This window comes from Rheinheimera lutimaris (genome assembly GCF_013283795.1).
GTDB lineage: Bacteria > Pseudomonadota > Gammaproteobacteria > Enterobacterales > Alteromonadaceae > Alishewanella > Alishewanella lutimaris.
In genome coordinates, this window is sequence record NZ_JABSOD010000026.1 from 16,675 (window position 1) to 42,774 (window position 26,100).

Consider the following 26,100-nt stretch of genomic DNA (forward strand, 5'->3'; position numbering starts at 1 on the left):
AAGCCGCTGTGAAAAAAGCGGCTTTTTTTCATCCGGACGGCTGAAACTTGGCTGGCTATTTGGTAGAATCCACGCCTGATTTTTTCCATGATGTAGGAACCATGGCCAAGAACGTAGTAGTGCTCGGCACCCAATGGGGTGACGAAGGTAAAGGTAAAATCGTCGATTTATTAACAGATAAAGCCAGTTTTGTGGTGCGCTATCAAGGCGGCCATAACGCAGGGCATACTTTGGTTATTGACGGTGAAAAAACCGTATTACATTTAATTCCCTCAGGTATTTTACGTGCTAACGTAAAATGCGTGATCGGTAACGGTGTAGTGTTATCTCCTGAAGCGTTCTTAAAGGAAATGACCATGCTGGAGCAGCGTGGCGTGCCGGTAAAAGAGCGTTTACTGCTAAGTGAAGCTTGTCCGTTGATCCTGCCGTTTCACGTTGAGCTGGATAAAGCGCGTGAACTGGCGCGTGGCGACAAGCCTATTGGTACTACAGGCCGTGGTATTGGCCCGGCTTATGAAGATAAAGTAGCGCGCCGCGGTTTGCGGGTTGGTGATTTATTCAATCCTGCGCTGTTTGCTGAAAAGCTGAAAACCGTGATGGAATTGCATAACTTTACGCTGACGCAGTATTACAAAGTGCCGGCAGTGGATTATCAAACCACGTTGGACAATGCCTTGGCGATTGCAGAAATTTTAAAGCCACTGGTAGTAGATGTTACCGATTTACTGGATCGTGCCCGCAAAGCCGGCCAGGAAATTATGTTCGAAGGTGCTCAGGGTACCTTGCTGGATATTGACCACGGTACTTATCCTTATGTTACCTCGTCCAATACCACTGCAGGTGGCGTAGCAACCGGTGCCGGTTTTGGCCCGCGTTATCTCGACTATGTGTTAGGTATTGTTAAAGCTTATACCACCCGCGTGGGTTCGGGCCCGTTCCCTACCGAACTGGGTTGTGCTGTGGGTGAACACTTAGGTGTTAAAGGCCATGAATTCGGTGCTACTACCGGCCGTAAACGCCGCTGTGGCTGGTTTGACGCTGTTGCAGTTAAACGTGCCGTGCAGTTAAACAGTATTTCCGGTTTTTGCTTAACCAAGCTGGATGTTCTGGATGGCCTGGACAGCATTAAAATCTGTATCGGTTACCGTGACGCTGCCGGCAACGTCAGCGAAGTGCCACCATTGGCAGCAGAAGGTTTTGATTTGGTTACGCCGGTATATGAAGAAGTGCCGGGCTGGCAGGACAGCACTTTTGGCGTACAGTCGCTGGATAAGTTACCGCAAGCTGCGCGTAACTATATTACGCGGTTAGAGCAATTGACCGGTGTACCGGTTGATATTATCTCTACCGGACCTGATCGCGTACAAACGATAGTTCTGCGTCATCCGTTTGCCTGATCCTGACGTAAAGCTATAACAGGATAAAAAACGCTGCCACCAGGCAGCGTTTTTGATTTATGCTGGCTAAAACAGCAGCAGACGGAGTTATGGCTATGCGTATACTGATATTGATTACCGCGTTATTTACCCTCAGTGGCTGTGGCGGAGGCGGCAGCGATGCTACGCCGGCAGCGACAGCGGCTTGCCAGCGTGCTGATATTAATTCTCAGGTGTTTTGTGCGCTGCAACAAGATTATCTGTGGTACAGCGAGCTACCCGCTGATATCAATCCCGGCAGTTATGCGTCCCCCGGCGCAATGTTAGATGCTGTAGCAGCACCGCAAGACCGCTATAGCTTTATTTTAACGCGCCAGGAATATGAAGACCGTTTTATAAACGCCACATTTTTCGGTTACGGCTTCTCCAGCGTCAGAGCCGACAATAACACTGCCTTGCAAATTGCCTATGTGTATGACGATGGCTCAGCAGCGCAAAACGGTTTGCGTCGCGGTGATAAAATTATCGAAATTGAAGGTATCAGCGTCACCGAATGGCTAAGCCGGCTGGATGCCGGTACCGCGACCAATGATGATGTGTATGGTCCCAACGAAGCCGGTGTTATGCGCCAGTTTGTCTGGAAAAAGCCGGATAACACCGAACAAGTTGCCACTTTCAGTAAGAGTGAAGTCAGTACTAATACCGTATTACACCGCTCAGTTAGTACTGTGGGTGATAAGCGCGTAGGCTATTTGGTGTTCAACACCTTTATTGAGCTGTCGGAAACTGAGCTGGAACAGGCATTTGCATATTTTGTTGCCGAAGGCGTTGATGAGCTGGTGCTGGATGTGCGCTACAACGGTGGCGGTTTAATCCGCGTTGCGAATCAGCTGAGTACGCAAATTGCGCTTAATGCTGTGCTGGGCGAAGTATTTGTTAAGTATCAATACAATGATAAAAACAGCAGCAAAAATACCACAACGCTGTTTTCGTTAGGCGCCGCTGACAGTGCATTAGATTTGGGGCGGGTGTTAGTGCTGACAACTGCCGGCAGTTGCTCTTCCAGTGAATTGGTGGTTAATTCCCTGGCACCTTTTGTCGATGTGGTGCAAATCGGCGCCACTACCTGCGGTAAACCTGTTGGCCAACAGCCGGATATTATCGGTGATTATGTATTGTTTGCTATTAACTTCCAGACGGTAAATGCGCTGGACCAGGGCGAATATTTTGACGGCTTACAACCTAACTGTCCGGTTACTGAAGTGATTACCGGCGACTGGGGCGTAGCTGATGATCCGTTATATGCCGAAGCCATTAACTACATAACCAACGGCAATTGCAGCGATGTGGCAGTAAGCAGCGCCGCAGTTAACACTAAAGCCGTTAAGCCGCGACTGGCTGCCCCCTGGGTGTTAAACAATGAGCAATAACAGGCGCGAAACTTGCTTTAAAAAAGCGGGTAGCAGCCGATAAGGCTTAAAGTGACAATTTTCAGGCGCATAAAATGAGTAAAAAATGTTGGATGCTGGCGATAGGGTTACTGTTGCCGGCGGTCACTCAGATACAAGTACAGGCACAGGAGCTGGAAGCAGTGCAGTTGTACAGCCAGGATGAACTGTTGGCATTAATCCAAGCCAACAGTCACCTGAAACGGGTGCGTGATGACGACTGTCAGCTGGTACGTGATATCGATGCCCGCGCCGACATTATGCAATTACCGGCTTATCAGTTTTTGTATGGTGATATGCTGGCCTATGCGGTCTGTGTGCCGCGTAACGTTGAACGTGGCTGGGATTTAATGTTGCAAGCCGCAGCCCAGGGCTTGCCGGAAGGACTGGAGCAGGTAGGTCGCTATTATCATATTGGCCGCTTTGTGCAGCCTGATATTGATAAGGCGATAGTATACTTACGTGAAGCTTCGGCATTGGGTAATTTAAAAGCGCAATTACGCCTGGCGCAAATTTTGGCTGATGGCCACGGCAGCCCGGTTGATTTTGAACAAAGCTATCGCTGGCTGCATAACGCCATTACGGCCGATAGCGCTACACACAAGCAAATACAGCAACTGCTTAGCCGGCTAGCGCAGAAGATGCCACCACGGGTGGTAGCCAATGCGAAAAAGCCGGTAAAATGAAGTTCATACTCATAAGGCCGTTTAGCTGTTACACTTAACACAATTCAGGAAACAAAAGATAACTTAATGACGGTAAATGATCCGCATCTTGCGCGTGAGCAGGAAAAATATGACAACCCTATCCCCAGCCGTGAATTTATTCTCGAGCACATCGAAAAACGCCAGAGCCCCGCTTATTTTGAAGAATTAGTTGCCGAGCTGGGTTTAACTGATGATGATGCCATTTTCGCGCTGAAAAAGCGCCTGCGCGCCATGGAGCGCGATGGCCAGTTAATCTATACCAAAAACCGTCGCTACGGCCTGGTCGATAATATGGACCTGGTAAAAGGTACGGTATTGGGCCATCGCGAAGGTTTCGGCTTTTTAAAGCTGGAGCAGGGCGGGCCGGACTGGTTTATCCCCAATTTTGAAATGCAGCGCTTGTTGCATGGCGACATCGTGCTGGCAACAGCACAAAGCGTAAACAGCAAAGATAAAATTGAAGCCCGCGTGGTGCGCGTGTTAGAGCCGCGCAGCGAGCCGATAGTCGGCCGCTATTACAAAGATTTCGCCTTAGGTGTAGTGGTACCGGACGACCCGCGCATTACCCAGGATATTGTCATTCCCGACGGTGCGCAGGGCGAAGCCCGGCACGGTCAGGTGGTGCTGGTGGAGATAACCCAACGCCCATCCAAGCGCGTTAACGGCATTGGCAAAGTAACTGAAGTACTGGGCGAGCATATGGCGCCGGGTATGGAAATTGAAATAGCCATTCGTAACCATCAAATTCCGCATGTGTTCTCTGATGCCGTGCTGAAACAAGTGGCCAAGTACGGCGAAGAAGTGCCGGCAGAGGCTAAACAAGGCCGTGTTGATTTAACTCAATTGGGTTTAATTACCATTGATGGTGAAGATGCACGCGACTTTGATGATGCGGTATATGCTGAAGCCAAAGACAATGGCGGCTGGCGCTTATGGGTGGCGATTGCCGATGTCAGCGCTTATGTGTTGCCTTATACAGTGTTGGATAACACCGCTATTGAACGCGGTAACTCGGTGTATTTCCCTGACCATGTAGTACCTATGCTGCCGGAAGCGTTATCGAACGGCCTGTGTTCACTTAACCCGCATACCGACCGGTTGTGTTTGGTTGCTGATATGCATATCAGCGCCAGCGGTAAGCTGGACAGCTACCAGTTTTACGAAGCGGTAATGCACTCCAGTGCGCGTTTAACCTATAACAAGGTGCATAAGATACTGCAGGGCGACCCGGAATTACGCGCACAATACGCAGCGAATTTAACCAATATTGAAACCCTGAACAGCCTGTATAAAAAGCTGGCTAAAGTGCGCGGCCAACGCGGTGCTATTGAATTTGAAACGGTAGAAACCCGTTTTGTGTTTAACAGCCACCGTAAAATTGAGCAAATTGTACCGGTGCACCGCGTAGAGTCGCATAAGATCATTGAAGAATGCATGATCATGGCCAACGTGGCGGCGGCACGCTTTATTGAAAAGCACGAAGCCCATACGCTGTTTCGTGTGCACGAGCGCCCCGATGCCGACCGTTTTGATAACTTCCGCCGATTTTTAGCTGAGTTGGGTATCGACGCGAATTTATCGGCTGAGCCAACCCCGCTGGAGCTTACGCAAACGCTGGAAAAAATCGGCGACCGACCGGATCGCGAGCTAATTGAAACCACTATGCTGCGCTCGATGAAGCAGGCGGTATATCAGGGCGATAACCAGGGCCACTTTGGTTTGGCACTGGAAGCTTATGCCCACTTTACCTCGCCAATCCGCCGTTACCCGGACTTAGTATTGCACCGTGGCATTAAAGCCTTACTGGCCAAGCAAGGCCAGAAAGTCACAGGCGCGCGCGAATACACCGAAGCGGAAATTACGCCACTGGGCGAGCAGTGCTCAATGACTGAACGCCGCGCCGATGATGCCACCCGCGAAGTCGCCGACTGGCTTAAATGCGAGTATATGCAGGACCACTTAGGTGCTGAGTTTGATGGCGTAGTGTCTACTGTTACCAGCTTTGGCCTGTTTGTGCGCTTAACCGAGTTGTATATTGAAGGCCTGGTGCATGTCACCTCGTTGCAAAACGACTATTACCACTTTGACGCCGAGCGTCATACCTTAAGCGGCGAGCATGGCAAAGTCACTTATCGTATGGGTGATTTACTTAAAGTGAAGGTGGCTGCGGTTAACCTGGAAGCGCGTAAAATTGATTTAGTGTTGGTCGGCGAGCCAAGACGGATTGTTAGCAAAGAGCAAATTAAAGCGTCCAAGCAAGGTGCTGCCAAAGGCGGTAAACGTGCGACCGGTAAAGCAGCAAGCGCACCGGCCAAAGCAGGCGAAGCCAAGCCTAAAGGCGCGCGTAATATTACTGCGCGTAAAAAGCCACGGCGTAAGGCTAAGTAACGATTGGTTTAAGCACTAACGAACCAGTATGCCCACGCCAACACGCCGTGAATATGTCCCTATAGGCTCGACTCAGGCATCCATGCCTTCAACGGTTGGCTTAGAGCATACTGGTTCGCTAATTTCGGAATCTAAGGTAAACTGCCGGCCTTTTTTACGTGTCGGCATTAAGGGTTAACAATGAACGCAGATCTGGTCTTTGGTATTCATGCGGTAGGCGCATTACTGCAACGTGCACCGCAGGATGTGCTGGAATTGTTCGTGATGAAAGATCGCGACGACAAGCGGATGCAGCCGTTAATTCAGGAAGCACGGCAAAACGGCGTATCAGTGCAGTTTTGTAACCGCAAAACCCTGGACGATATGGTCGGCGGCCAGCATCAGGGCATTATTGCTAAAGCCCGGTTGCAAAGCAGCGGCAGCGAAGCCGATTTAGCCGCTATTGTTGCGCAGCATGAAAAACCGTTTCTTCTGATCCTTGATGGCGTAACTGATCCGCATAACCTGGGCGCTATTTTACGCAGTGCCGATGCTGCCGGTGTGCATGCGGTGGTATCGCCAAAAGATCGTTCAGTAAAGCTTACCTCAGTAGTGCGTAAAGTGGCCTGTGGCGCAGCAGAGAGCGTGCCTTTTATTACCATAACCAACTTAGCCCGTACCTTGCGCGAATTGCAGGATGCCGGTGTGTGGGTGGTGGGTACTGCCGGTGAAACGGAAACGACGATTTACCAGGCTGATTTTAAAGGCCCGTTGGCGATAGTGCTGGGTGCTGAAGGTGAAGGCCTGCGCCGCTTAACCCGCGAAACCTGCGACAGTCTGGTAAAAATCCCGATGTTTGGCAGCGTATCCAGCCTTAATGTATCGGTAGCCGCGGGTATTTGCTTGTTCGAAGCGGTACGCCAGCGCCAGTAAACTTCACGCCCGATTGCTTTTGGGCGATAGCAAAGGCTAGGTGTTTCGATTGCGCAGCCACAGAGTGTCTGAGTGAGCGCGTAAGCAGCGAACGAGTTGCTGTGGCGAGCACAGCGAAATAGCTGGCCTTGCTGTATCTTTAGCGGTGCCTCTTAAGTTAGGTTGCAAACCGGTTAGCACAGCCACAAACCCTTTTCGCGCTAGCGAAGGCGGGTAACAAATTCGTCAGGAACGAATTTGGTCAGCGTTAGCTGGCCCGCCAGATTGAGGGCAGGATTGCCCGAAATTCCGTTGTGGCGAGCATAAGCGGAGTTGCAACCGGCAAGCTATCACTCACTTTTACCTGCTATGTCTATTTAATCAAACTACTTTGTAGCTTTCTGCTTGTTATTTACCCGCCGAGTCCGTAAAATACGCGACCTTCGGCCATACACTAACGTTCCTTGCCTCCATGAGAACCCCGGCCGAGTTCCCCCGAGGCTTACTAACCGTAAGGAGCTACAATGCGTCATTACGAAATCGTTTTTATGGTTCACCCTGATCAGAGTGAACAAGTACCTGGCATGATTGAGCGTTACACTGGCGCAATCAAAGAAGCGGGTGGTTCTATTCACCGTCTGGAAGATTGGGGTCGTCGTCAACTGGCTTACCCAATCCAGAAGTTGCATAAAGCTCACTATGTTCTGATGAACGTAGAAGCACCACAAACTGTGATTGATGAGCTGGAAACTAACTTCCGCTACAACGACGCAGTATTACGTAACCTGATTATGCGCACAGACAGTGCCGTAGTTGAGCCATCACCAATGGCTAAAGTACGTGATGAACGTCGTGAACGTGCTCCTCGCGAAAATGAAGAGCAAGTAGCAAACGAAGAGTAAGTTGTTGTTAATGGACAATAGCACCGTACTGGTTGGCAGTATCTGCCGTCAACCGGAGCACAGCGAAAGTCCTGCGGGCATCCCGCATACGGTTCTGGTGTTAGAACACCGCAGTAACCAGACAGAGGCCGGTTTAAACCGCCAGGCTTATGTCAGGATCCAGGTAGTACTGACCGGAGCCGCACTAACACAGCATACCCGACAGTTAACGTTGGGCAACATGGTAAAGGTGACAGGTTTTTTAAACCGCCACCAAAGCCGCAGCGGACAAGCAAAGCTGGTGCTGCATGCGCAACAAATTGAACATATAAGTTAGGAGACAGGCAAATGTCACGTTTTTTCCGTCGCCGTAAATTCTGCCGTTTTTCTGCAGAAGGCACTGTAGAGATTGATTACAAAGATACCGCTGTTCTGAAAAACTACGTTACAGAAAGCGGCAAGATCGTACCTAGCCGTATTACTGGTACCAGCGCTAAGTATCAGCGCCAACTGGCTCGTGCTATCAAGCGCGCACGCTACCTGGCTCTGTTACCGTACAGCGACTCACACAGTTAATACAGAAGGGGTATAAGTAATGCAAATTATTCTGTTAGACAAAGTCGCTAACCTTGGTGGTTTAGGTGACAATGTAGCTGTTAAGTCTGGCTATGCACGTAACTTCTTATTCCCACAGGGTAAAGCAGTTCCGGCTACCAAGGCTAACATCGAGAAATTCGAAGCCCGTCGCGCTGAATTAGAAGCTAAATTAGCTGCTGATTTAACTGCTGCAAACGACCGTGCTGCTAAAATTGCTGCGCTGGGTGAAGTGACTATCGCTTCTAAAGCCGGTGACGAAGGCAAACTGTTCGGTTCAGTTGGCACCCGTGATATCGCTGATGCGATCACTGAAGCCGGCGTTAAAGTATCTAAAGCAGAAGTTAAACTGCCTACAGGTACTTTACGTGAAACTGGCGAGTTCGAAATCGACGTTCAGTTACACGCTGAAGTTACTGCAACTGTAAAAGTTGTCGTAATCGCAGAAGCTTAATAAGCTTTAAAGCGCACTGTATCTGCAGTGCGCTTTTCCCTTCGTTTTCCCCGCTGATGTTTACCCGCTCCGTTTCGTTAAACTACTAAAAAATATCTGACACTTCGCTTTGTGATCTGCCGTAGGCGGGTTAGCATTATGCTGTTTTCGCCAACTGAAACAGGTGTTATGAGTAGTATTAAAGACAAGCAGGTTGCAGCGGTTAAAATGCCGCCCCATTCAATAGAAGCTGAGCAGTCGGTTCTTGGCGGCTTAATGCTGGACAATGAAGCCTGGGATCGGGTGGCAGAAAAAGTGGTCGAGCAGGATTTTTACCTGCGCGCGCACCGGTTTATTTTCGCGGCTATGTCACGTTTGGCTGAGGCTACCCAGCCGATAGATATCATTACCGTATCCGAAGATTTAGAAGCCAACCTGCAGCTGGATGATGTTGGCGGTTTTGCCTATTTGGGCGAAATTGCCAAGAACACCCCCAGTGCGGCCAACATTCTGGCCTATGCCGAAATCGTGCGTGAGCGTGCCGTTGTGCGCGACATGATTTCTGTGGCACACGACATTGCCGACGCCGGTTACGACACCCAGGGCCGTACCTCGGCCGAACTGCTGGACTTTGCCGAGACCAAAGTCTTTAAAATTGCCGAACAGCGCACTAACGCCAATGAAGGCCCCGAGCCAATCAATAGTATTCTGGCCAAAACCATTGAGAAAATTGATGAGCTGTTTCGCTCGCCGTATGACGGTGTTACCGGTGTATCAACCGGTTATGTCGATTTAGACAAAATGACCAACGGCATGCAGCCGTCAGATTTAATTATCGTCGCAGCCCGGCCATCGATGGGTAAAACCACCTTTGCTATGAACCTGTGTGAACATGCCGCCATCACCTCAGATAAGCCGGTACTGATTTTCAGCTTAGAGATGCCGTCAGAACAAATTATGATGCGTATGCTGGCCTCCTTAGGCCGCATTGACCAAACCAAGGTACGTACCGGCCAGTTGGAAGATGAAGACTGGGCGCGGTTATCCTCGGCTATTGAGCTTCTGAACACCAAAGGCAAAATGTATATTGATGACGGCTCCGGCTTAACGCCTACGGAAGTACGCTCACGGGCGCGGCGTGTGGCGCGTGAACATGGCGGCTTAAGTATGATCATGGTCGACTACCTGCAGTTAATGACCGTGCCTGGCATGAGTGAAAACCGTACGCTGGAAATTGCCGAAATTTCCCGCTCGTTAAAAGCTTTAGCAAAAGAGCTGAAAGTGCCGGTAGTGGCGCTGTCGCAGCTGAACCGTTCATTGGAGCAACGCGCCGATAAACGGCCGGTGAATTCTGACTTACGGGAGTCCGGTTCTATCGAGCAGGATGCTGACTTAATTATGTTTATCTACCGCGACGAAGTGTACAACGACGATAGCCCGGATAAAGGCACGGCTGAGGTCATCATTGGTAAGCAGCGGAATGGCCCGATTGGCCGCGTGCGGCTAACCTTCCACGGCCGTTATTCGCGCTTTGATAACTACGCCGGTAGTGCGCGGTTCGAGGAAGATTAATGCACAGCCGACGGCCACAGGCCATTATTGATCTTAATGCCTTAAGCCATAATTATCAGCAGGTAAAGCAGCTGGCACCCGACAGTAAAGTGTTGGCGGTGCTCAAAGCTAACGCCTATGGCCACGGTATGCTGGCCGTAGCGCAAGCCTTAAAGCATGCTGATGCATTAGGCGTGGCTCGCATTGATGAAGCTTTAGCATTGCGGGCAGGCGGTATAACCAAGCCTATAGTGTTGCTGGAAGGCTTTTTTCACGCCGATGAATTACAGCAGGTGGTGGCGTCTAACCTGCAGCTGGTTATCCACCATCGCGAGCAGGCTGAAGCGTTGTTGGCGGCAGTTTTGGATGCACCAGTAAGGGTGTGGCTAAAAATTGATTCTGGTATGCACCGGCTGGGTATTTATCCGCATGAATTTGCCGGGCTACATCAGCGTTTACAGCAAAGCCCGAATGTACAAGGGCCAATGCGGCTGATGACGCATTTTGCCAGCTCAGATGAACTGCAAAACCCGGCCACACTAAAACAGCTACAGCTGTTTCAACAGACCTTGCAAGGTGCGCCTGGCGAGTTATCGCTGGCAAACTCAGGTGCTGTGCTAAATTGGCCGCAAAGCCATGCTGACTGGGTACGGCCGGGGCTAATGTTGTACGGTGTATCACCTATGGCTGAGCTATACGGTGCCGATCATCAACTGCAACCGGTCATGACACTTTGCAGTAGCGTTATTGCGGTGCGTGACGTTAGCGCAGGTGATGCTGTTGGGTACGGTGGTAGCTGGATAGCCGCACACAACACACGTTTAGCCGTTGTAGCCATGGGTTATGGCGACGGCTACCCGCGTGGCGCAGGAAACAACGCCGATGTGCTAATTAACGGCAAACGGCATCCTATTGTTGGGCGGGTATCAATGGATATGATTACGGTAGATATTGGTACTGCCCCTGTTGTTGTTGGCGATAAGGTGATCCTTTGGGGCGCTGATTTACCGGTAGAAGAACTGGCCCGGCGGGTTGACACCATTCCTTACGAGCTGCTATGCAATATCACCAGCCGCGTGCAGTTTAGCTATATTAGTTAACCACAATAAACAAAAAAGCCGGCATCAGCCGGCGTTTTCTGAAAAAATCGTCGCTACTTATCAAAGCTGACTTCGATATGCACCTTGCCAAAATCCGAATCAAACGGCATTAAAATCTTAGCGCCTTCAGATTTATGCGAAATAGTATGGTTTTTACCGGATACCACTACCGGGGTGGCCATGGTGAAGTCGTAGCCTTTCTCGCCCAGCACGCGTTTGGCACCGCCGGTAACCATATTGGTGATTTCACCGACCATGTCGGTAACGTCGGCCGTAATGCCTTTTGGCCGCTCACCGAGCATACGAAACATAATTTCTACCGCCAGTGACTCTTCAAAGGTAATAGAAAACGAGCCTTTGGTTTGCGGGCTTACCATACCAATTAAGCCGGATACGTCGCCGCGGGCCACTTCATCCTTTTTAATTCTGGGTTGCCCCGGAACAATAGTGGTATTGGCCATGGTGCTGAGCACATTTACTAACGAAGATAAAAACGGGTTTATAAATTCAACATTCATGTCAATGCCTATCAAAGAAAACGAAACACAGGATAAAGCTTGCTTAAGAGTAGAAATATTTTAGTAAATGCACAAGCCATAGCGTTGTTTTTAGTAAGGTTTATTCAGCGACTTTACAATTGGCACAAAGGCCATGCGCTTCAATGGTTTGATGTTTAATAACAAAACCATGTGTTACTGCCTGACGGTTGAACTCTTCTTGCAGTAAGCTTGAGTGTAACTCGGTTACGTTACCACATTGGTCACAGATCAACAGCTGCGCCGGATGATGCTGGCCGAAATGATGACAGAGTAAAAAGGCATTGCTGGACTCTATTTTATGAATAAAGCCTTGCTCGGTAAGAAACTCCAGTGCACGGTAAACCGTGGCAGGCTTAGCGCCGGGTTCAGTTTGCTTTAACTGTTCCAGCAATTCATAAGCACCGATACCACCATTAAGATTGGCCAGCAGTCGAAACACTTTTTCGCGTATTGATGTAAAGCGGGCGCCGTTATTTTCACAAATAACGCGGGCGCGGTTAACCAGAGTTTCCGTCGACATTGTCAGCTCCTGTCAGCAGTTACCGGCAGTGTAACATATCAGCCGCCAACTGCCACACAGTCGCGATAGCTAAAACAACAGCCGTTACAAACGGTTGATCTGATCTTTAAGCTGATACGATTTATCGGTGACAATGCTTTCCAGCGTGGCAATACGTTGTTTCAGTTTTTCCTGCTCAGCTTTGAGTTGCTCTAATTCTGCGCTGCCCGCTTTGCCCTTATTATCGTTGTATACCTTAAAGGCCGATAATCCTATACCGCCGATAATGGCCAGTGCTGCTATTTCAAAAGGTCCCATTGTGTACTCCTGTTATTCTTTGTATTAGTTTGACCACGCTATCTGCAACTCAGGTTTGCAAATCAGATGCCAATTAACAATATGTTTATATATCAATATATTGAGTTGCACGCTTAATTGGCGAAAACAACAAACGCACAAAAGTTTAGCTAAATTCACCAGAATATAGTGGTAAACTCAACGGCTATTCCAGCAATTAATTGTAAGCCGTTATGACTGATGACGATTGGATGCGACAGGCTATCAGGTTAGCAGCCAAAGCAGAACAGCAAGGCGAGGTACCGGTAGGCGCCTTACTGGTGAAAGACAATAAAGTGCTTGGCGAAGGCTGGAACCAGATGATTAGCCTGAATGACCCTTCAGCACATGCTGAAATGCAGGCAATACGCGCCGCTGCAACTAACATGGGTAACTACCGTTTGCCGGATTGCACCTTATACGTGACACTGGAACCTTGCAGTATGTGCGCCGGGTTAATGGTACACAGCCGCATTAAGCGGCTGGTGTTTGGTACTACAGACATAAAAACCGGCGCGGCAGGCTCGGTATTAAACCTTGTGCAGCAGCCACAGTTTAACCATCAGCTTGAGGTAGTGCAGGGCGTGTTAGCCACAGAATGTGCCACCCAGTTATCGGCGTTTTTTCAGCGCCGGCGCAGGGAGCAAAAGGCGGCTAAACAGGCTCGTCTGTCTGATTAAAAAAGCTCAGGTAGTGCCGGCGACGTTGATGCAATTTAGCCACAGCGATATGGCGTTTTATCCGTCGTCTGCTGGCTGCAACATCAACCAGCCGGCGGCGCAGGCTGCTTAGCCGCGGTTTTTTACGTTTTAACATAGCATCTCTTACTCAGTTAACTATGCCTGTACTATGGGCTTGTCGTGACAAACTTTCAAGCACCCGGCTGTGTGCCGGCTGGCGGATTGTCCGGCAAGTTTTCGGTACCCAGTTGCTCAGACAACCGCTGTTTTTGCTGCTCTAAGCGTTGCTCAGCCTGTTGGCGTTCATCAACCCAGAGTAAGGTGTCATAGTAGCGACGGATGTTTTCTACGTAACTAACGGCTTCATCACCACGGGCATAACCGTATTTGGTAGTTTGATACACGCTTTTTTGCCGCAATAACGGCAGACGCTGTTTAACGTCGAGCCATTTATCCGGGTCAGCGCCCTGCTGCTGGGTAATAATACGTGCATCTTCAACATGGCCCCAACCCACATTGTAAGCCGCCAGTGCAAACCAGAGCCGGTCCGGCATGCCAATACGCTCTGGTATGCGCGTTACTAACCGGTGCAGATAGCGGCTGCCGCCGCGGATACTTTGCTCGGGGTCAAGCCGGCTGGCAACGCCCATTTGCTGCGCGGTAGGCAGAGTCAGCATCATCAGACCGCGCACTCCTGTGGGGCTTTTGGCTTTAGGATTCCAGTGCGACTCCTGATAACTCAGCGCCGCCAATAAACGCCAGTCCAGTTCGCCGGCATAATGTACAAACCAATGTTTAAATTTCGGCAAACCGGTTTCTATGGCTTCAATATATGCCAGCGTATCGACATAATCGAATTGCTGCACATGGCCAAAATAGCGATCTTCCAACGCAATAAGTTCGCCGCTTTGATACATGGTGCCGAAAAATTCTATTAACACCGCATACAGTGAGTCATCAGTGTTATCGGCCAGCAGCCAACTCACCGGCAGATTATCCCTGACAGTAAAGGCAATGCTCAGATTGGGATAAAAGCGCCGGTTCAGCGCCAACTGATTTGAGTCTGTGATGGTGTAGGCAATATTACCGTCGATAACCTGCTGCAGAATTTCGTCGGCATCCAGTGTCGGGTGTTGTTGCCAGTCTAATCCGGGGTGCTCTGCACTAAGCTGTTGCAGGGTTTCGGCGTGGCTGCTGTCTTTTACCACGACTATGCTGTCGGTTACTTCGTCCAGGCTGCGTGGCCAACTGTTACCTTGCTTAAATACCAGCACTTCGTTGATCCAGCGGTAAGCGGGGGAGGCACGATACATACCGCGGCGCTGTCCGGTCAACGTTAAACCGCCGGCAATGTAGTCAACCTGGCCGTTTTGCAGTTTGTGCAGTAACTCGTCCAGGTGATAACTGGGAAAAAGTGCTAATTCGACGCCAAGTTTATCTGCCAGCGCCTGGCTGAGCTCCAGCTCAAAACCCGTAGGGCCATCAACGCCGACATAATAGCTGGTAGGGCCGTGCAGTATGCCAACCTTTATTTTATCGCGTTGATATATATCATAAAGCTGGCTTTGTGTTGGCTCGGGTGTACAACCTGCGAGGCAGAGCAACAACACTAACCAGGCCAAACTTTTCTGCATCCGCATCCATCCGTTACTGCTTAATCTGCGCTGTTATAGCAAACTTCTGTCGTTACGTCAGTGTTTACTCATACCACTTAGGCAGAAATTTCTTTATAATGGCGCGCCTGTTTCAGGTTCCATCGTCGTTCAACCCACGGGAAAAGAAAGCCTATGTTGATCCTGCGTGGTGCGCCAGCACTGTCCGAATTCAGAATTCAAAAGTTACTCGACCAATGCGCCCAAAGTGGCTTAACCATCAGCGGTATTTATGCTGAGTTTATGCACTTTGCTGATGTCAGCAGCGCCTTGACTGACGCACAACAGCAAACGCTGGATAAACTGTTAACTTATGGTCCGGCTATCGCCAGCCACGAGCCTCACGGCCAGTTAATTCTGGTTACGCCACGGCCGGGCACCATTTCGCCCTGGTCATCTAAAGCGACAGATATTGCCCGTAACTGTGGTTTAACGCCGGTGTCGCGTTTAGAGCGCGGTATTACCTACTATATTGAAGCCGCCACCAGCTTAACCACAGCACAGCTGCAGCAGGTTGCTGCCTTACTGCATGACCGCATGATGGAAGCGGTGTTTACGGAGTTAACGCAAGCGCAGGCTTTATTTACCAAAGCTGAGCCTGCAATGCTTAGCTCAGTGGATATTAAAAACGGTGGCCGTGCTGCGCTGGCTGCGGCCAATATCGACATGGGCCTGGCGCTGGCCGATGATGAAATAGATTATCTGTTTGATAACTTTACTGCGCTGGGGCGTAACCCAAACGACATCGAACTGTATATGTTTGCCCAGGCAAACTCTGAGCATTGCCGGCACAAAATTTTTAATGCTGACTGGACTATCGATGGTGTTAAACAGCCGAAATCGCTGTTTAAGATGATTAAAAACACCTTTGAGCAAACACCGGATTATGTGTTGTCAGCCTATAAAGACAACGCAGCGGTAATGGAAGGTTCTACCGCCGGGCGCTTTTTTGCCCAGCCGGGTAACCTGACGTATCAGTATCACCATGAGCCTATTCATGTACTGATGAAGGTAGAAACCCATAACCACCCCACCGCTATTTCACCTTACCCGGGCGCGGCAACCGGCTCTGGCGGTGAAATTCGCGACGAAGGTGCTACCGGTGTTGGCTCTAAACCTAAAGCCGGTTTAGTTGGTTTTTCGGTGTCTAATTTACGTATTCCGGGTTTTGAACAGCCGTGGGAAACCGATTTTGGTAAGCCGGATCGTATCGTATCGGCGCTGGATATTATGCTTGAAGGCCCGCTGGGCGGCGCGGCCTTTAACAATGAATTTGGCCGGCCGGCAATTAACGGTTATTTCCGTACCTATGAAGAAAAAGTGCCTAGTCATAACGGCGACGAAGTTCGCGGTTACCATAAGCCGATTATGTTGGCCGGTGGTTTGGGTAATATCCGTGCCGAGCACGTACAAAAAGGCGATTTGCCGGTAGGTGCGAAGTTAGTGGTATTGGGCGGCCCGGCGATGAATATTGGCCTGGGTGGCGGCGCGGCATCCTCTATGGCGTCTGGTCAATCAGCAGAAGATTTAGACTTCGCTTCAGTACAGCGCGAGAACCCGGAAATTGAACGCCGTTGTCAGGAAGTAATCGACCGCTGCTGGCAATTGGGTGACGACAATCCGATCGTATTTATCCACGACGTTGGCGCCGGTGGTTTATCTAATGCCTTCCCTGAGCTGGTAAACGACGGTGGTGTCGGTGGTAAGTTTGAACTGCGCAATGTGCCGAACGATGAACCGGGTATGTCGCCGCTGCAAATTTGGTGCAATGAGTCACAAGAGCGTTATGTGATGGCGATACCGGCGGATAAAATGCCGGTATTCGAGCAAATTTGTAAGCGTGAGCGTGCCCCTTTTGCTGTGGTGGGTGAAGCTACCGGCGATCAGCATTTAACCCTGAGCGACAGCCACTTTGGCAGCACTCCAATAGATTTACCGCTAAATGTATTACTGGGTAAAGCGCCGAAAATGCACCGCGATGTACAAAGCGTGCAAACCGCGGGTAAAGCGTTAGATTTAGCCGGCGTAACGGTAAAAGACGCCGCCGAGCGTTTACTGCGTTTACCGGCGATTGCAGAAAAAACCTTTTTGGTGACCATTGGCGATCGCAGTGTTACCGGTTTGGTAGCGCGTGATCAGATGGTTGGCCCCTGGCAGGTACCGGTAGCTAACTGTGGTGTTACTGCGGCCAGCTACGACACTTACCATGGTGAAGCTATGGCAATGGGCGAACGCACGCCGGTGGCACTGCTCGACTTTGCTGCCTCAGCCCGGTTAGCGGTGGCAGAAGCTATTACTAACATCGCTGCGACTGATATTGGTGAATTAAAACGCGTTAAGTTATCGGCAAACTGGATGGCCGCGGCCGGTCATCCGGGTGAAGACGCCGGTTTATATGCAGCGGTGAAAGCCATAGGCGAAGAGCTGTGCCCGGCACTGGAAGTGACTATTCCGGTGGGTAAAGACTCGATGTCGATGAAAACCAAGTGGCAGCAAAACGGCGCTGAACATGCCGTTACCTCGCCGTTGTCGTTGGTGATCACCGCTTTTGCCCGGGTAGAAGATATCCGCAAAACGGTCACGCCACAGTTGCGCACCGATAAAGGCGACACCAGCCTGTTGTTAATCGACTTAGGCCAGGGCCAGAACCGTTTGGGTGCGTCCTGTTTAGCTCAGGTTTATAAGCAACTGGGCCAAACGCCGGTCGATTTAGACAGCCCTGAACTGCTGATTAACTTCTTTAATGCGCTGCAACAGTTAACGCGTGAACAAAAACTGCTGGCCTATCATGACCGCTCAGACGGTGGTTTATTTGTTACCCTGGCCGAAATGGCCTTTGCCGGTAAAGCCGGAGTGCGTGCCGACATCAGTGCCCTGGGCGCAGATGATATGGCGGTACTTTACAGCGAAGAGCCGGGCGCGGTGATCCAGGTAAGCAACAGCGAACTTGAGTACGTCAAGCAAGTGCTGGCACAGTATCAATTGGCCACTTGCAGCCATGTTATCGGTAGCGTAAGCACTGCAGACGAGTTGGTATTCAGCCGTGGCGATAAGCTGGTGTTAAGCGACAGCCGCACTCGTTTACGTTGTATCTGGGCGGAAACAACTTACCAAATGCAGGCGCTGCGGGATAACCCGGAGGGGGCTAAACAGGAGTTTGCCGCTAAAGCCGATGCCGCCGATCCTGGTCTGAATGTAAAACTCAGCTTTGATATCAACGAAGATGTTGCCGCGCCGTTTATCCTTAAAGGTGCCGCACCTAAAGTGGCTATTTTGCGCGAGCAGGGCGTTAACTCGCATGTTGAGATGGCGGCGGCGTTTAACCGTGCCGGCTTTACTGCTGTTGACGTACATATGAGCGATATTTTAGCCGGTCGCGCTAAGCTGAGTGATTTTAACGGCTTAGTTGCTTGTGGCGGTTTCTCTTACGGTGACGTACTGGGCGCCGGCGAAGGCTGGGCTAAATCTGTGCTGTTTAACGACATTGCCAGACAGCAGTTTGCTGAGTTTTTTGCGCGCCAAAGCACCTTCTCGCTGGGGGTGTGTAACGGCTGTCAAATGATGTCTAACTTAAAGAGCCTGATCCCTGGCGCTGAGCTGTGGCCACACTTTGTCCGCAACAAATCTGAGCGCTTTGAAGCCCGTTTCAGCCAGGTTGAAATTCAGCAAAGCCCGTCGCTGTTGTTTAGCGGTATGGCTGGCTCACGCATGCCTATCGCCGTATCGCACGGTGAAGGCCATGCTGAATTTGCCAGCAACGAAGCCTTTATGAAAGCCAACCATAGCGGCACAGTAGCGATGCGTTTTATTGACCACTACGGCAAGGTGACCGAGCAATATCCGCATAACCCGAATGGCTCTGCCGCCGGTATCACCTCGTTAACCACCACCGATGGCCGGGTAACCATTATGATGCCGCACCCGGAGCGGGTATTCCGCGCTGTGGCTAACTCCTGGCAGCCGGATGGCTGGCAGGAAGACAGCCCGTGGATGCGGATGTTCCGCAATGCCCGTGTCTGGTTAGGTTAAACCACCACAACTGACTAACCCTGCTACGGCAGGGTTAGTTTTTTCCGCAGGGTTAATTCGTATCCGGCTGTTTTTAAGCTGTATTAAATTGCGGCAACGCCGCATTGCAGCAGCTACACTTAGTAACATTTTAGCTTACTGTCTTCCCGGTCACTGAGGTGGCTATGCAAAAATCCGCGGTTATTACTTTACAACAAGCACTGCAGCTTAACGACGCCTATGTTGACGGTGCGCTGAATACTCAGACGCTGGCGGCATGCACACAATGGCTGCAGACAAACGGCGCGGCTGTGGCGGCGCTACACTGGCAAAGCTGGCCTTCACAGCGTCAGGCTGTGTTATGCCTGCAACTGTGTTGCCGCCAGGCCGGAGTGAACCCGGGCGAGCCGGACGGCTGGTGGGGGCCGCAAACCGCTTACGCCGCTGAGCAGTTAGCTGCTGTGCAACAACAGGGTAAATTGCCACCGGCATGGCGTGACAGCTTTACCACCCCCGGCAACCCGAATCAGTGGCCGCTGGATAGAGAAGCTGAACTGCGGGCATTTTATGGCGAACCGGGCAGCCAGCTGGTTAAGCTGAGTTTGCCTTATCCGCTGCGGCTGGCATGGGATTTATCTACAACGGTACTCAGCACCCAATGTCACAAAAAAGTGGCTGCCAGCCTGCAAAAGGTGTTAGAGCAGGTAGTGCTGTATTACGGCTTCGATGCCGTACAACAATTACGGCTGGATTTATACGGTGGTGGCTTTAACCTGCGCGCCAAACGCGGCGGTAGTAGTTTATCTACCCACAGTTGGGGCATTGCTTTTGACTTTGACCCTGAGCACAATCAACTGAAATGGAACAGCAGCAAAGCGGCATTTGCCGGGCCGGATTATGCTTACTGGTGGCAGTGTTGGGAAGACGAGGGCTGGGTAAGTTTAGGCCGCAGCCGCAATTTTGATTGGATGCATGTGCAGGCTGCGCGCCTGTAGCAGAAAATTACAGTTAAGTTTGGATATTTTATTATATTTTAATAGCTTGCATAATAAGTAGTGATTATAAGCTCGCCCCTTTTTTCCAGGATGGCGAAAGCAGCTTTAATTTTGATCTGATAATTATCTAGCCTGATTGGCCTTGTACGGCCTCCGGGTTAATAGCTATTTTTTGATTGCCGTCGAAAAATTCTATCACCATTGGAGCTCTGGATTTTTCTTAAAACTTATGACTTAAAACTGCCTTTAATTAAATGTTTTAGTGGTTTTGTAGGGCTTACACGTTAAATCTTAAGTAAATAACATCAACTCGTTCACTAACAATGAAAAAGCAACCTTACATATACTTATGAATTATATTATTTACAGTTGCCAAACTTAATTTAACTGTATTTTTTAATTTTTGTTTGAACAGTAACCCAATAGGTTGCTCGTCGTTCTTAATGCAGTTAAAAAACCACGCCCCCCACTAAAAAACCACGATTTTTACCACGTTTTGTTACTCGGTCCTGGTATAGGTTAGGTTGGATTTGTAACACTAGGGAATATAATCGCATGAGAAATATAGCAATTTTCACTCGTTCAGCAATAATGCTAACGTGCCTGAGCCTTAGCGCTTGTGGTGGTGATTCAGAATCACCACCAACTCAAGCTCAGCAACTGGCAACAACAAACGCTCAGTCTGTCGGGGCATTGCCCGATACAGCAGGATTAACCTCTACCGGTACCATAAATGAATCTGCACTCCCGGATGTTTGGACTAGTGTCGATGTGGGCACTCCGGACCTGGCTGGATCTGCCAGTTATAGCGATGGTCAAATCCTTTTATCAGGCAATGGTTATAGTTTAGACACTAATGACTCTTTGCATTTTATTTATCAGCCTTTACAAGGTGATGGGCAGATTGTTGCTCAATTAACCAATATCTCTGATGCCGGTAAATGGGGATATCATGGGTTGATGGTCAGGGAAACGCTTAATAATGACTCGCAATATGCGAGTAACCATTATTTCGAAGATGAAGCGATTTCGTTTTTTAAAGGACGCCGCGATGGCGTTGGGATCAATGTTCCTATTGAAGACAAACAGGTCCATTTGCCAAATGTATGGCTAAAATTGGAAAGAGTGAGCGATGTTTTTATTGCCTCTATTTCTAATGATGGTGAAACCTGGCAAGAAACACATCGAGAAACCGTAGTGATGAGGGAAAATGTGCTTATTGGCCTGGCCGCTAATGCTCATCATAAAAGGAAAATAACCACAGGTACTTGGCAAAATGTCGAGGTGTCATCCACAGGCAATTCACCTGATATTGTAAATTCACCAACCAATTTAACCGCTGTGGCACGTGGGATGAAAGCAGTGGCATTAACTTGGCAAGATAATGCTGATAATGAAACAGGGTATAGAGTAGAAAGAGCCGAAGACGCTGACTCGCTTGAGTTTGAATCATTTGCGGTGCTGTCGCCGAATTCTACCTATTTAGTCGATAATGCCTTAGAGCCAGAGACGACCTATCATTACAGAGTAAGTGCTTTAATGGGCGAGATCGCCTCAGGTTACAGTAATGTGGTCAACAGGACGACGATGGCAGATGAGTCGAAATTGCCTGATGCCTGGAGCAGTACCGACATTGGCTCTCCCGCCATAGCCGGTTTCGCAACTTATACTGACGACCAGTACTCTGTATCAGGTAACGGATATATTCGCGGTACCTTCGATTCTTTTCATTTTGTTTATCAACCTTTAGAAGGAAATGGTGAGATTGTTGGTCAGTTACTAAGTGCTGAGAATACTGGGACGGTGGGTTATCACGGAATTATGATCAGGGAAACGTTAGATACTGACTCACAATTCGTGAGTAATATGTACCATAGAAGCCGTGCTTTTTTTAAAAGTCGTAGTAACGGGGCAATAGAAGAACAGAGTGAAGAAACAAAAAACCTATTACCTTTATGGTTCAAATTAGAACGGTTAGATGACCTGTTCATTACTTATATTTCAGATGATGGTGAAACCTGGCAAGAAACACATCGAGCCACTGTAGTGATGGGCGATAATGTGTTTATTGGTTTAACTGCTAACGCACATTCCCTGGATAAAATCACCAAAGGTACTTGGCAACATGTACAAGTGTTTGCAGATGCAGAACGATTAGCACCACCAACAAACGTAACAACCGAGGCAAGTATTAATGATGAAGTAACATTGACTTGGCAGGATAACTCTAATAACGAAACCGGTTTTAGAATTGAAAGGGCCGTCCGGGGCAATCCATTGGTGTTTGAAGTCGTGGCCGAAGTAGGGGCTAATACAACGTTCTATCAAGACGATGGTTTAACACTTGGTACCCACTATGTTTATCGAATAGTCGCTGTAAAAGGTAACGCATCATCACATTTTAGTGAACAAACTACAGTCGAAGTACTTGCGTATGAAAATGCAATTCTTTATATGCAACGATTAGCCGGCGATTATGATAAAACCGATAGACATAATAGCATCAGCGTCACGACGACCGGGGATAGTGCCAATAACTTACTAAGACACCCCGGCATGATAGGTAAAGAGATAAACGTTGAATTAGAGAGGAGCTTATCTGCCTCAGACGGCACTATCTCTTTTAAAATAAAGCCTAATACGCATCAGCAAACGACAGAGTTTTTTAGCTCCGACGCACTTACTATTAGTCAAGTTGAAGAGCAGTTGCTTATCAGTGCTAATGGCATAAATAATATTTATAATGTGCGACTGGATACACTCACATGTAATCACGTGGCTATCCGTTTTAAAAACGGCGTTATGTCGCCGTATGTAAATGGTAAATGGTTTGATGATGTTAATGTCGGCTCGTTAGAGATTGATTCTTTTAACCTGCAAGAATATGACGGAAACGTTTGGGATGTATTATTAACTAACTCGCAAATATCCGACGAGGTTATTTATGAGCGCAGTGCGCGTTGTACAGAGGCAGTAGAGCCAACCCATCTTCCTTTTGCAGATTACCCATTCAGACTCTGTGGTGTATATACATGTCTTTGGCTAAAAAGTGAGGAACAACTGCTGGAAGAGAAAAAGCGAGTTTATCTTCATGCACTTGACATAGCATATGACCGGAATACATTTGAAGCCCAAATGTTTAAGTATGATGATGTAGATCGTCAGGCTAGTCTGGATCGTTGGGTTAATCGAGAGAACAATTCTTTATCTAATAGCGCTACCAGAAGGTTTGAGATTTTCACTTTGGATAACCTGTTTAGTACAGATGGTAGTGTGAATACTCATTACTGGCTGCATGAGAACTTCCACGGTTATCAAATGCCCTTGTTCGGAGGTGGTAGATGGCTGGCCGAAGCAACGGCAAGTTGGGCCTCATGGAATTTTAACCATAAATCTCCTGCAGGTTATAGCCATGGAGCATTTACCTTGAATCCTCATTTGGGGATGTATGAATTGACTAAAGAGCTGGGTAAGAAAAGATATTACCATACTTCAATAATGTTTGCTTATATAACGGCTTTTGTTACAGGTGATAGCATTATAGGAAAGTTATATAATTCACCTGAAATTGAATCGGATGCTTTCAAAGCGCTTATAAAAGTGGTCGAAGATGAAGGGCATGACTTCCCTCAGGTGTTTGCTGAATTTGCCGCCAGAACGACAGTTTGGGATTACCCGGACCCTAAAGTTAGCGATGACTTAAAAGCAGTTCAGAAAAAAGCGATTGTTGTCGGTGAAGAAGATAATACTCTGGCGGCAACCTGGCCGGCAGAAGGCACTTATGGTATTTACCATTTGGCACCAAAACGCTATTTGCCTGGTGCCTATGGATGGAATAGCTACAAAATCGAGTCGACAGCAGCTGGTACTTATACGTTAAAAGTAAAAGGCAGTGATCAAAATACCGGAGACTTAAACTTCATCGGCAAAGTGGTTAAAGGAAAGCCTGGTGCTTATGAATATGTTGATTTACCTATCGGGACTGAAGTCTCATTAGGCAATGGCGAAGCGGAACTTGAAGTAACAACGCAGGAAGGCGAAGAACTATTCTTAGTCGTTGTTGCCATAAGTGAAGATCATCTTTCAGGTGAAAACGTAGACTTTGTTTATGAATATGCCATTGAGTCAAGTGCACATCCATTACCTAATGATCATATCCGTACCTTTGTTTTGCCTGAGCAAACAGGGCCTGCGATTGTTGATCATAAAAACTACATTGTGACCAGTGAAGTTCAGCGTGGTACTGATGTGTCGGTATTATCGCCAACGGTTACGCTTTCTGATGGTGCGTTTAGTTCAATTCCAAACGGTACTCTAGTCGACTTTACCCACCCGGTTGTTTATTCAGTTACAGGATTGAGTAATGCTGAAGCCAAAGATTGGGTAGTAACGGTTGAAGCTGTGCCACTGCGAACTGACACTGATTTTGTTACTTTTGAGATAGAAAATATCACCCCGTTTTTTACCGTTGATAAAACAGAACATACTGTATCTGCCAATTTATTATCGGTGGCAGATTTAACCGCAGTGAGGCCTGTCTTTAGCTTGTCTGATGGCGCAACTAGTGTCCCTGAAAGTGGTGAAATAGTTGATTTAACAAATCCTGTCACTTATACGGTGACTGCTGAAGATGGTACAACGATACAAAGTTGGACCGTTTTGGCTAGAGATTTTCGACCATATATTACCACTTGGCAAACCGATGAAGCCAATACTGACATTAACCTGAGTTCTGGTGACTTTGATGGTAACTACGAGTTTACATGGAAAGATGCCTACGGGTTACCCGTACAAAGTGGTAGCGTTTCGTCTGAAAAAGAACAGTTTTTTCAGACTACCTTAGTGGAACCAGGAACGTATACTCTTGAGATTAAAGGTTATTATCCTTATTTCCATACTCCTGACATTGAGTATCTAAAGGATGTAAATCAGTGGGGAGACATTCCCTGGAAAAGTTTGACTTTTGGTGGATGGAACGGGGATGGCTTTAGCGCGACTGATTTACCAAATCTCTCCAACGTAACTTCTATGTACCAGATGTTTGCTCGTGCTAAAAACTTTAATAGCGATATTAGCCAATGGGATACAAGCAACGTCACCAATATGACCAGTATGTTTTCCAGGGCTGCTGCATTTAACAGTGATATCAGTGGCTGGGATGTTAGTAACGTGACCTCGATGGACAGTATGTTCAGAGAAGCCTTCGCTTTTAATAGAGATATTGGTCAATGGGATACAGCTCATTTACAGATCACATCACAAATGTTTTTTGGAGCAAGAACTTTTAATCAAAATTTAGGATCTTGGAATATAACCAGTATTGTAAATATGGAAAAAATGTTTAGCAGTGAGACTTTTTCTCAGATTAATTATGATAAAACGTTGACGGGCTGGGCTGGGCAAAATGCTCGGGGATATGTTGTTTTTGGTGCAGAACGCCTGAGATATTGCGAAGCAGAAACGTCTCGTTATTTCTTGATCAATGAACTAAATTGGACGATTACCGGCGATGAGTTAGTATGCCCTTAATATGTAGCGATTAACTTATTAAGTACATTAGAAGCGGAGGTTGTTTCGCTTCAAAATAAGTTTATTGCGATAAAAAGAGAAAAGCATAAAAGGCACCTCGTTATATAATGCCGTTCACTTAAGGTGAGCGGCATTTTTTCATTTGGTTCCCCTTTTTCCGGGTCAAGAGTTACCGGCCGGCAACGGATTTATCACGCTATGCCGGGCCTGGTTGCGGCCTTGTTGCTTGGCCTGGTACAGCAGCAAATCTGCCTGTTGCATTATTTCGCCGGATGTCAGCTGGTGGCCGGGATAATTCAGTGTTACCACGCCGATAGACGCGGTAAGCACGCCAAGCGGCGAAGCGCGGTGCGGTATCGCTTGTGCAACCAGTTGTTGTGGTAATTGCAGTAAGCCGGGCGGCTGAGCGGTTGCATGTTGTTCTACCAGAATAAATTCTTCCCCACCAAAGCGCACTACGGTAATACCCCCTAAAAATAACTGACGTCAAAAG

The 26,100-nt window shown here is 48.5% G+C and carries 21 protein-coding genes; 15 read left to right on the top strand and 6 right to left on the bottom strand.

The genetic code is table 11. From position 1 onward, the window contains the following. Nucleotides 1-101: 101 nt before the first annotated feature. The 11 genes from HRH59_RS17360 to alr all read left to right on the top strand — a co-directional run bounded on the left by HRH59_RS17360 (nt 102) and on the right by alr (nt 11,369). Nucleotides 102-1,397, top strand: coding sequence for an adenylosuccinate synthase (locus HRH59_RS17360; RefSeq protein WP_173502538.1), 1,296 nt, complete (start codon nt 102-104; stop codon nt 1,395-1,397). 95 nt (nt 1,398-1,492) lie between these two features. Next, entirely contained in the window at nt 1,493-2,806 is a 1,314-nt protein-coding gene (locus HRH59_RS17365) for a S41 family peptidase (RefSeq protein ID WP_173502539.1), read from the top strand. A 74-nt stretch (nt 2,807-2,880) separates the two neighbouring features. After that, a complete protein-coding gene (locus HRH59_RS17370; RefSeq protein WP_231702553.1) occupies nt 2,881-3,510 on the top strand; it encodes a tetratricopeptide repeat protein in 630 nt (209 codons plus the stop codon). Nucleotides 3,511-3,576: 66 nt separating this feature from the next. Beyond that, the gene (rnr, locus tag HRH59_RS17375; RefSeq protein ID WP_173502540.1) at nt 3,577-5,919 is read left to right on the top strand and encodes a ribonuclease R; all 2,343 of its coding nucleotides are present in this window, start codon (nt 3,577-3,579) and stop codon (nt 5,917-5,919) included. A 180-nt stretch (nt 5,920-6,099) separates the two neighbouring features. Continuing rightward, nucleotides 6,100-6,831 carry a 23S rRNA (guanosine(2251)-2'-O)-methyltransferase RlmB gene (gene rlmB, locus HRH59_RS17380; RefSeq protein WP_173502541.1) on the top strand — a complete coding sequence of 244 codons (732 nt, stop codon included), beginning with the start codon at nt 6,100-6,102 and terminating at the stop codon, nt 6,829-6,831. Nucleotides 6,832-7,334: 503 nt separating this feature from the next. Then, nucleotides 7,335-7,712: a 30S ribosomal protein S6 gene (gene rpsF, locus HRH59_RS17385; RefSeq protein ID WP_173502542.1), complete on the top strand. Its 378-nt coding sequence runs from the start codon at nt 7,335-7,337 to the stop codon at nt 7,710-7,712. A gap of 10 nt (nt 7,713-7,722) precedes the next feature. Beyond that, a complete protein-coding gene (priB, locus tag HRH59_RS17390; protein ID WP_173502543.1) occupies nt 7,723-8,028 on the top strand; it encodes a primosomal replication protein N in 306 nt (101 codons plus the stop codon). Between the two features lie 11 nt (nt 8,029-8,039). Then, nucleotides 8,040-8,267: a 30S ribosomal protein S18 gene (gene rpsR / locus HRH59_RS17395; RefSeq protein WP_008218940.1), complete on the top strand. Its 228-nt coding sequence runs from the start codon at nt 8,040-8,042 to the stop codon at nt 8,265-8,267. Nucleotides 8,268-8,286: 19 nt separating this feature from the next. Next, on the top strand, nt 8,287-8,739 hold the full coding sequence (gene rplI, locus HRH59_RS17400) for a 50S ribosomal protein L9 (RefSeq protein ID WP_173502544.1): 453 nt from the start codon (nt 8,287-8,289) through the stop codon (nt 8,737-8,739). 168 nt (nt 8,740-8,907) lie between these two features. Further along, the gene (gene dnaB, locus HRH59_RS17405) at nt 8,908-10,290 is read left to right on the top strand and encodes a replicative DNA helicase (RefSeq protein WP_173502545.1); all 1,383 of its coding nucleotides are present in this window, start codon (nt 8,908-8,910) and stop codon (nt 10,288-10,290) included. After that, nucleotides 10,290-11,369 carry an alanine racemase gene (alr, locus tag HRH59_RS17410; protein ID WP_173502546.1) on the top strand — a complete coding sequence of 360 codons (1,080 nt, stop codon included), beginning with the start codon at nt 10,290-10,292 and terminating at the stop codon, nt 11,367-11,369. The genes dnaB and alr overlap by 1 nt, the downstream gene beginning before the upstream one ends. A gap of 53 nt (nt 11,370-11,422) precedes the next feature. Here the strand turns inward: alr and HRH59_RS17415 are convergent, their stop codons facing one another. The 3 genes from HRH59_RS17415 to HRH59_RS17425 form a co-directional block, all read right to left on the bottom strand. After that, complete coding sequence (locus HRH59_RS17415; RefSeq protein ID WP_027672328.1) at nt 11,423-11,887, bottom strand: chemotaxis protein CheX; 465 nt, start codon at nt 11,885-11,887, stop codon at nt 11,423-11,425. Between the two features lie 100 nt (nt 11,888-11,987). Then, nucleotides 11,988-12,428: a transcriptional repressor gene (locus tag HRH59_RS17420; RefSeq protein ID WP_173502547.1), complete on the bottom strand. Its 441-nt coding sequence runs from the start codon at nt 12,426-12,428 to the stop codon at nt 11,988-11,990. 84 nt (nt 12,429-12,512) lie between these two features. Beyond that, the gene (locus HRH59_RS17425) at nt 12,513-12,725 is read right to left on the bottom strand and encodes a hypothetical protein (RefSeq protein ID WP_173502548.1); all 213 of its coding nucleotides are present in this window, start codon (nt 12,723-12,725) and stop codon (nt 12,513-12,515) included. A gap of 212 nt (nt 12,726-12,937) precedes the next feature. On the opposite strand from HRH59_RS17425, the gene tadA reads away from it, so the two are divergent. Next, nucleotides 12,938-13,423, top strand: coding sequence for a tRNA adenosine(34) deaminase TadA (gene tadA, locus HRH59_RS17430; protein ID WP_173502549.1), 486 nt, complete (start codon nt 12,938-12,940; stop codon nt 13,421-13,423). Here the strand turns inward: tadA and HRH59_RS17435 are convergent. Further along, complete coding sequence (locus HRH59_RS17435; RefSeq protein ID WP_173502550.1) at nt 13,398-13,559, bottom strand: hypothetical protein; 162 nt, start codon at nt 13,557-13,559, stop codon at nt 13,398-13,400. The genes tadA and HRH59_RS17435 overlap by 26 nt on opposite strands. 55 nt (nt 13,560-13,614) lie before the next feature. Then, nucleotides 13,615-15,057, bottom strand: coding sequence for a membrane-bound lytic murein transglycosylase MltF (gene mltF, locus HRH59_RS17440; protein WP_173502551.1), 1,443 nt, complete (start codon nt 15,055-15,057; stop codon nt 13,615-13,617). A 153-nt stretch (nt 15,058-15,210) separates the two neighbouring features. Here mltF and purL point away from each other — a divergent pair, with 153 nt between their 5' ends. The 3 genes from purL (at nt 15,211) to HRH59_RS17455 (ending at nt 25,607) form a co-directional block, all read left to right on the top strand. After that, nucleotides 15,211-19,104, top strand: a complete 3,894-nt coding sequence (gene purL / locus HRH59_RS17445) for a phosphoribosylformylglycinamidine synthase (protein ID WP_173502552.1) — start codon at nt 15,211-15,213, stop codon at nt 19,102-19,104. 164 nt (nt 19,105-19,268) lie between these two features. Then, nucleotides 19,269-20,078, top strand: a complete 810-nt coding sequence (locus HRH59_RS17450; protein ID WP_173502553.1) for a M15 family metallopeptidase domain-containing protein — start codon at nt 19,269-19,271, stop codon at nt 20,076-20,078. Nucleotides 20,079-20,633: 555 nt separating this feature from the next. Continuing rightward, nucleotides 20,634-25,607, top strand: a complete 4,974-nt coding sequence (locus HRH59_RS17455; RefSeq protein ID WP_173502554.1) for a BspA family leucine-rich repeat surface protein — start codon at nt 20,634-20,636, stop codon at nt 25,605-25,607. A 162-nt stretch (nt 25,608-25,769) separates the two neighbouring features. Here the strand turns inward: HRH59_RS17455 and HRH59_RS17460 are convergent, their stop codons facing one another. Further along, on the bottom strand, nt 25,770-26,063 hold the full coding sequence (locus HRH59_RS17460; RefSeq protein WP_331460207.1) for a diguanylate cyclase: 294 nt from the start codon (nt 26,061-26,063) through the stop codon (nt 25,770-25,772). Nucleotides 26,064-26,100: the final 37 nt, after the last annotated feature.

Excerpts from the sequence above, each read along its gene's own strand:
- HRH59_RS17360 (WP_173502538.1), top strand. The coding sequence starts at position 102 with ATGGCCAAGAACGTAGTAGTGCTCGGCACCCAATGGGGTGACGAAGGT.
- HRH59_RS17365 (WP_173502539.1), top strand. The coding sequence starts at position 1,493 with ATGCGTATACTGATATTGATTACCGCGTTATTTACCCTCAGTGGCTGT.
- HRH59_RS17370 (WP_231702553.1), top strand. The coding sequence starts at position 2,881 with ATGAGTAAAAAATGTTGGATGCTGGCGATAGGGTTACTGTTGCCGGCG.
- rnr (WP_173502540.1), top strand. The coding sequence starts at position 3,577 with ATGACGGTAAATGATCCGCATCTTGCGCGTGAGCAGGAAAAATATGAC.
- rlmB (WP_173502541.1), top strand. The coding sequence starts at position 6,100 with ATGAACGCAGATCTGGTCTTTGGTATTCATGCGGTAGGCGCATTACTG.
- rpsF (WP_173502542.1), top strand. The coding sequence starts at position 7,335 with ATGCGTCATTACGAAATCGTTTTTATGGTTCACCCTGATCAGAGTGAA.
- priB (WP_173502543.1), top strand. The coding sequence starts at position 7,723 with ATGGACAATAGCACCGTACTGGTTGGCAGTATCTGCCGTCAACCGGAG.
- rpsR (WP_008218940.1), top strand. The coding sequence starts at position 8,040 with ATGTCACGTTTTTTCCGTCGCCGTAAATTCTGCCGTTTTTCTGCAGAA.
- rplI (WP_173502544.1), top strand. The coding sequence starts at position 8,287 with ATGCAAATTATTCTGTTAGACAAAGTCGCTAACCTTGGTGGTTTAGGT.
- dnaB (WP_173502545.1), top strand. The coding sequence starts at position 8,908 with ATGAGTAGTATTAAAGACAAGCAGGTTGCAGCGGTTAAAATGCCGCCC.
- alr (WP_173502546.1), top strand. The coding sequence starts at position 10,290 with ATGCACAGCCGACGGCCACAGGCCATTATTGATCTTAATGCCTTAAGC.
- HRH59_RS17415 (WP_027672328.1), bottom strand. The coding sequence starts at position 11,887 with ATGAATGTTGAATTTATAAACCCGTTTTTATCTTCGTTAGTAAATGTG.
- HRH59_RS17420 (WP_173502547.1), bottom strand. The coding sequence starts at position 12,428 with ATGTCGACGGAAACTCTGGTTAACCGCGCCCGCGTTATTTGTGAAAAT.
- HRH59_RS17425 (WP_173502548.1), bottom strand. The coding sequence starts at position 12,725 with ATGGGACCTTTTGAAATAGCAGCACTGGCCATTATCGGCGGTATAGGA.
- tadA (WP_173502549.1), top strand. The coding sequence starts at position 12,938 with ATGACTGATGACGATTGGATGCGACAGGCTATCAGGTTAGCAGCCAAA.
- HRH59_RS17435 (WP_173502550.1), bottom strand. The coding sequence starts at position 13,559 with ATGTTAAAACGTAAAAAACCGCGGCTAAGCAGCCTGCGCCGCCGGCTG.
- mltF (WP_173502551.1), bottom strand. The coding sequence starts at position 15,057 with ATGCAGAAAAGTTTGGCCTGGTTAGTGTTGTTGCTCTGCCTCGCAGGT.
- purL (WP_173502552.1), top strand. The coding sequence starts at position 15,211 with ATGTTGATCCTGCGTGGTGCGCCAGCACTGTCCGAATTCAGAATTCAA.
- HRH59_RS17450 (WP_173502553.1), top strand. The coding sequence starts at position 19,269 with ATGCAAAAATCCGCGGTTATTACTTTACAACAAGCACTGCAGCTTAAC.
- HRH59_RS17455 (WP_173502554.1), top strand. The coding sequence starts at position 20,634 with ATGAGAAATATAGCAATTTTCACTCGTTCAGCAATAATGCTAACGTGC.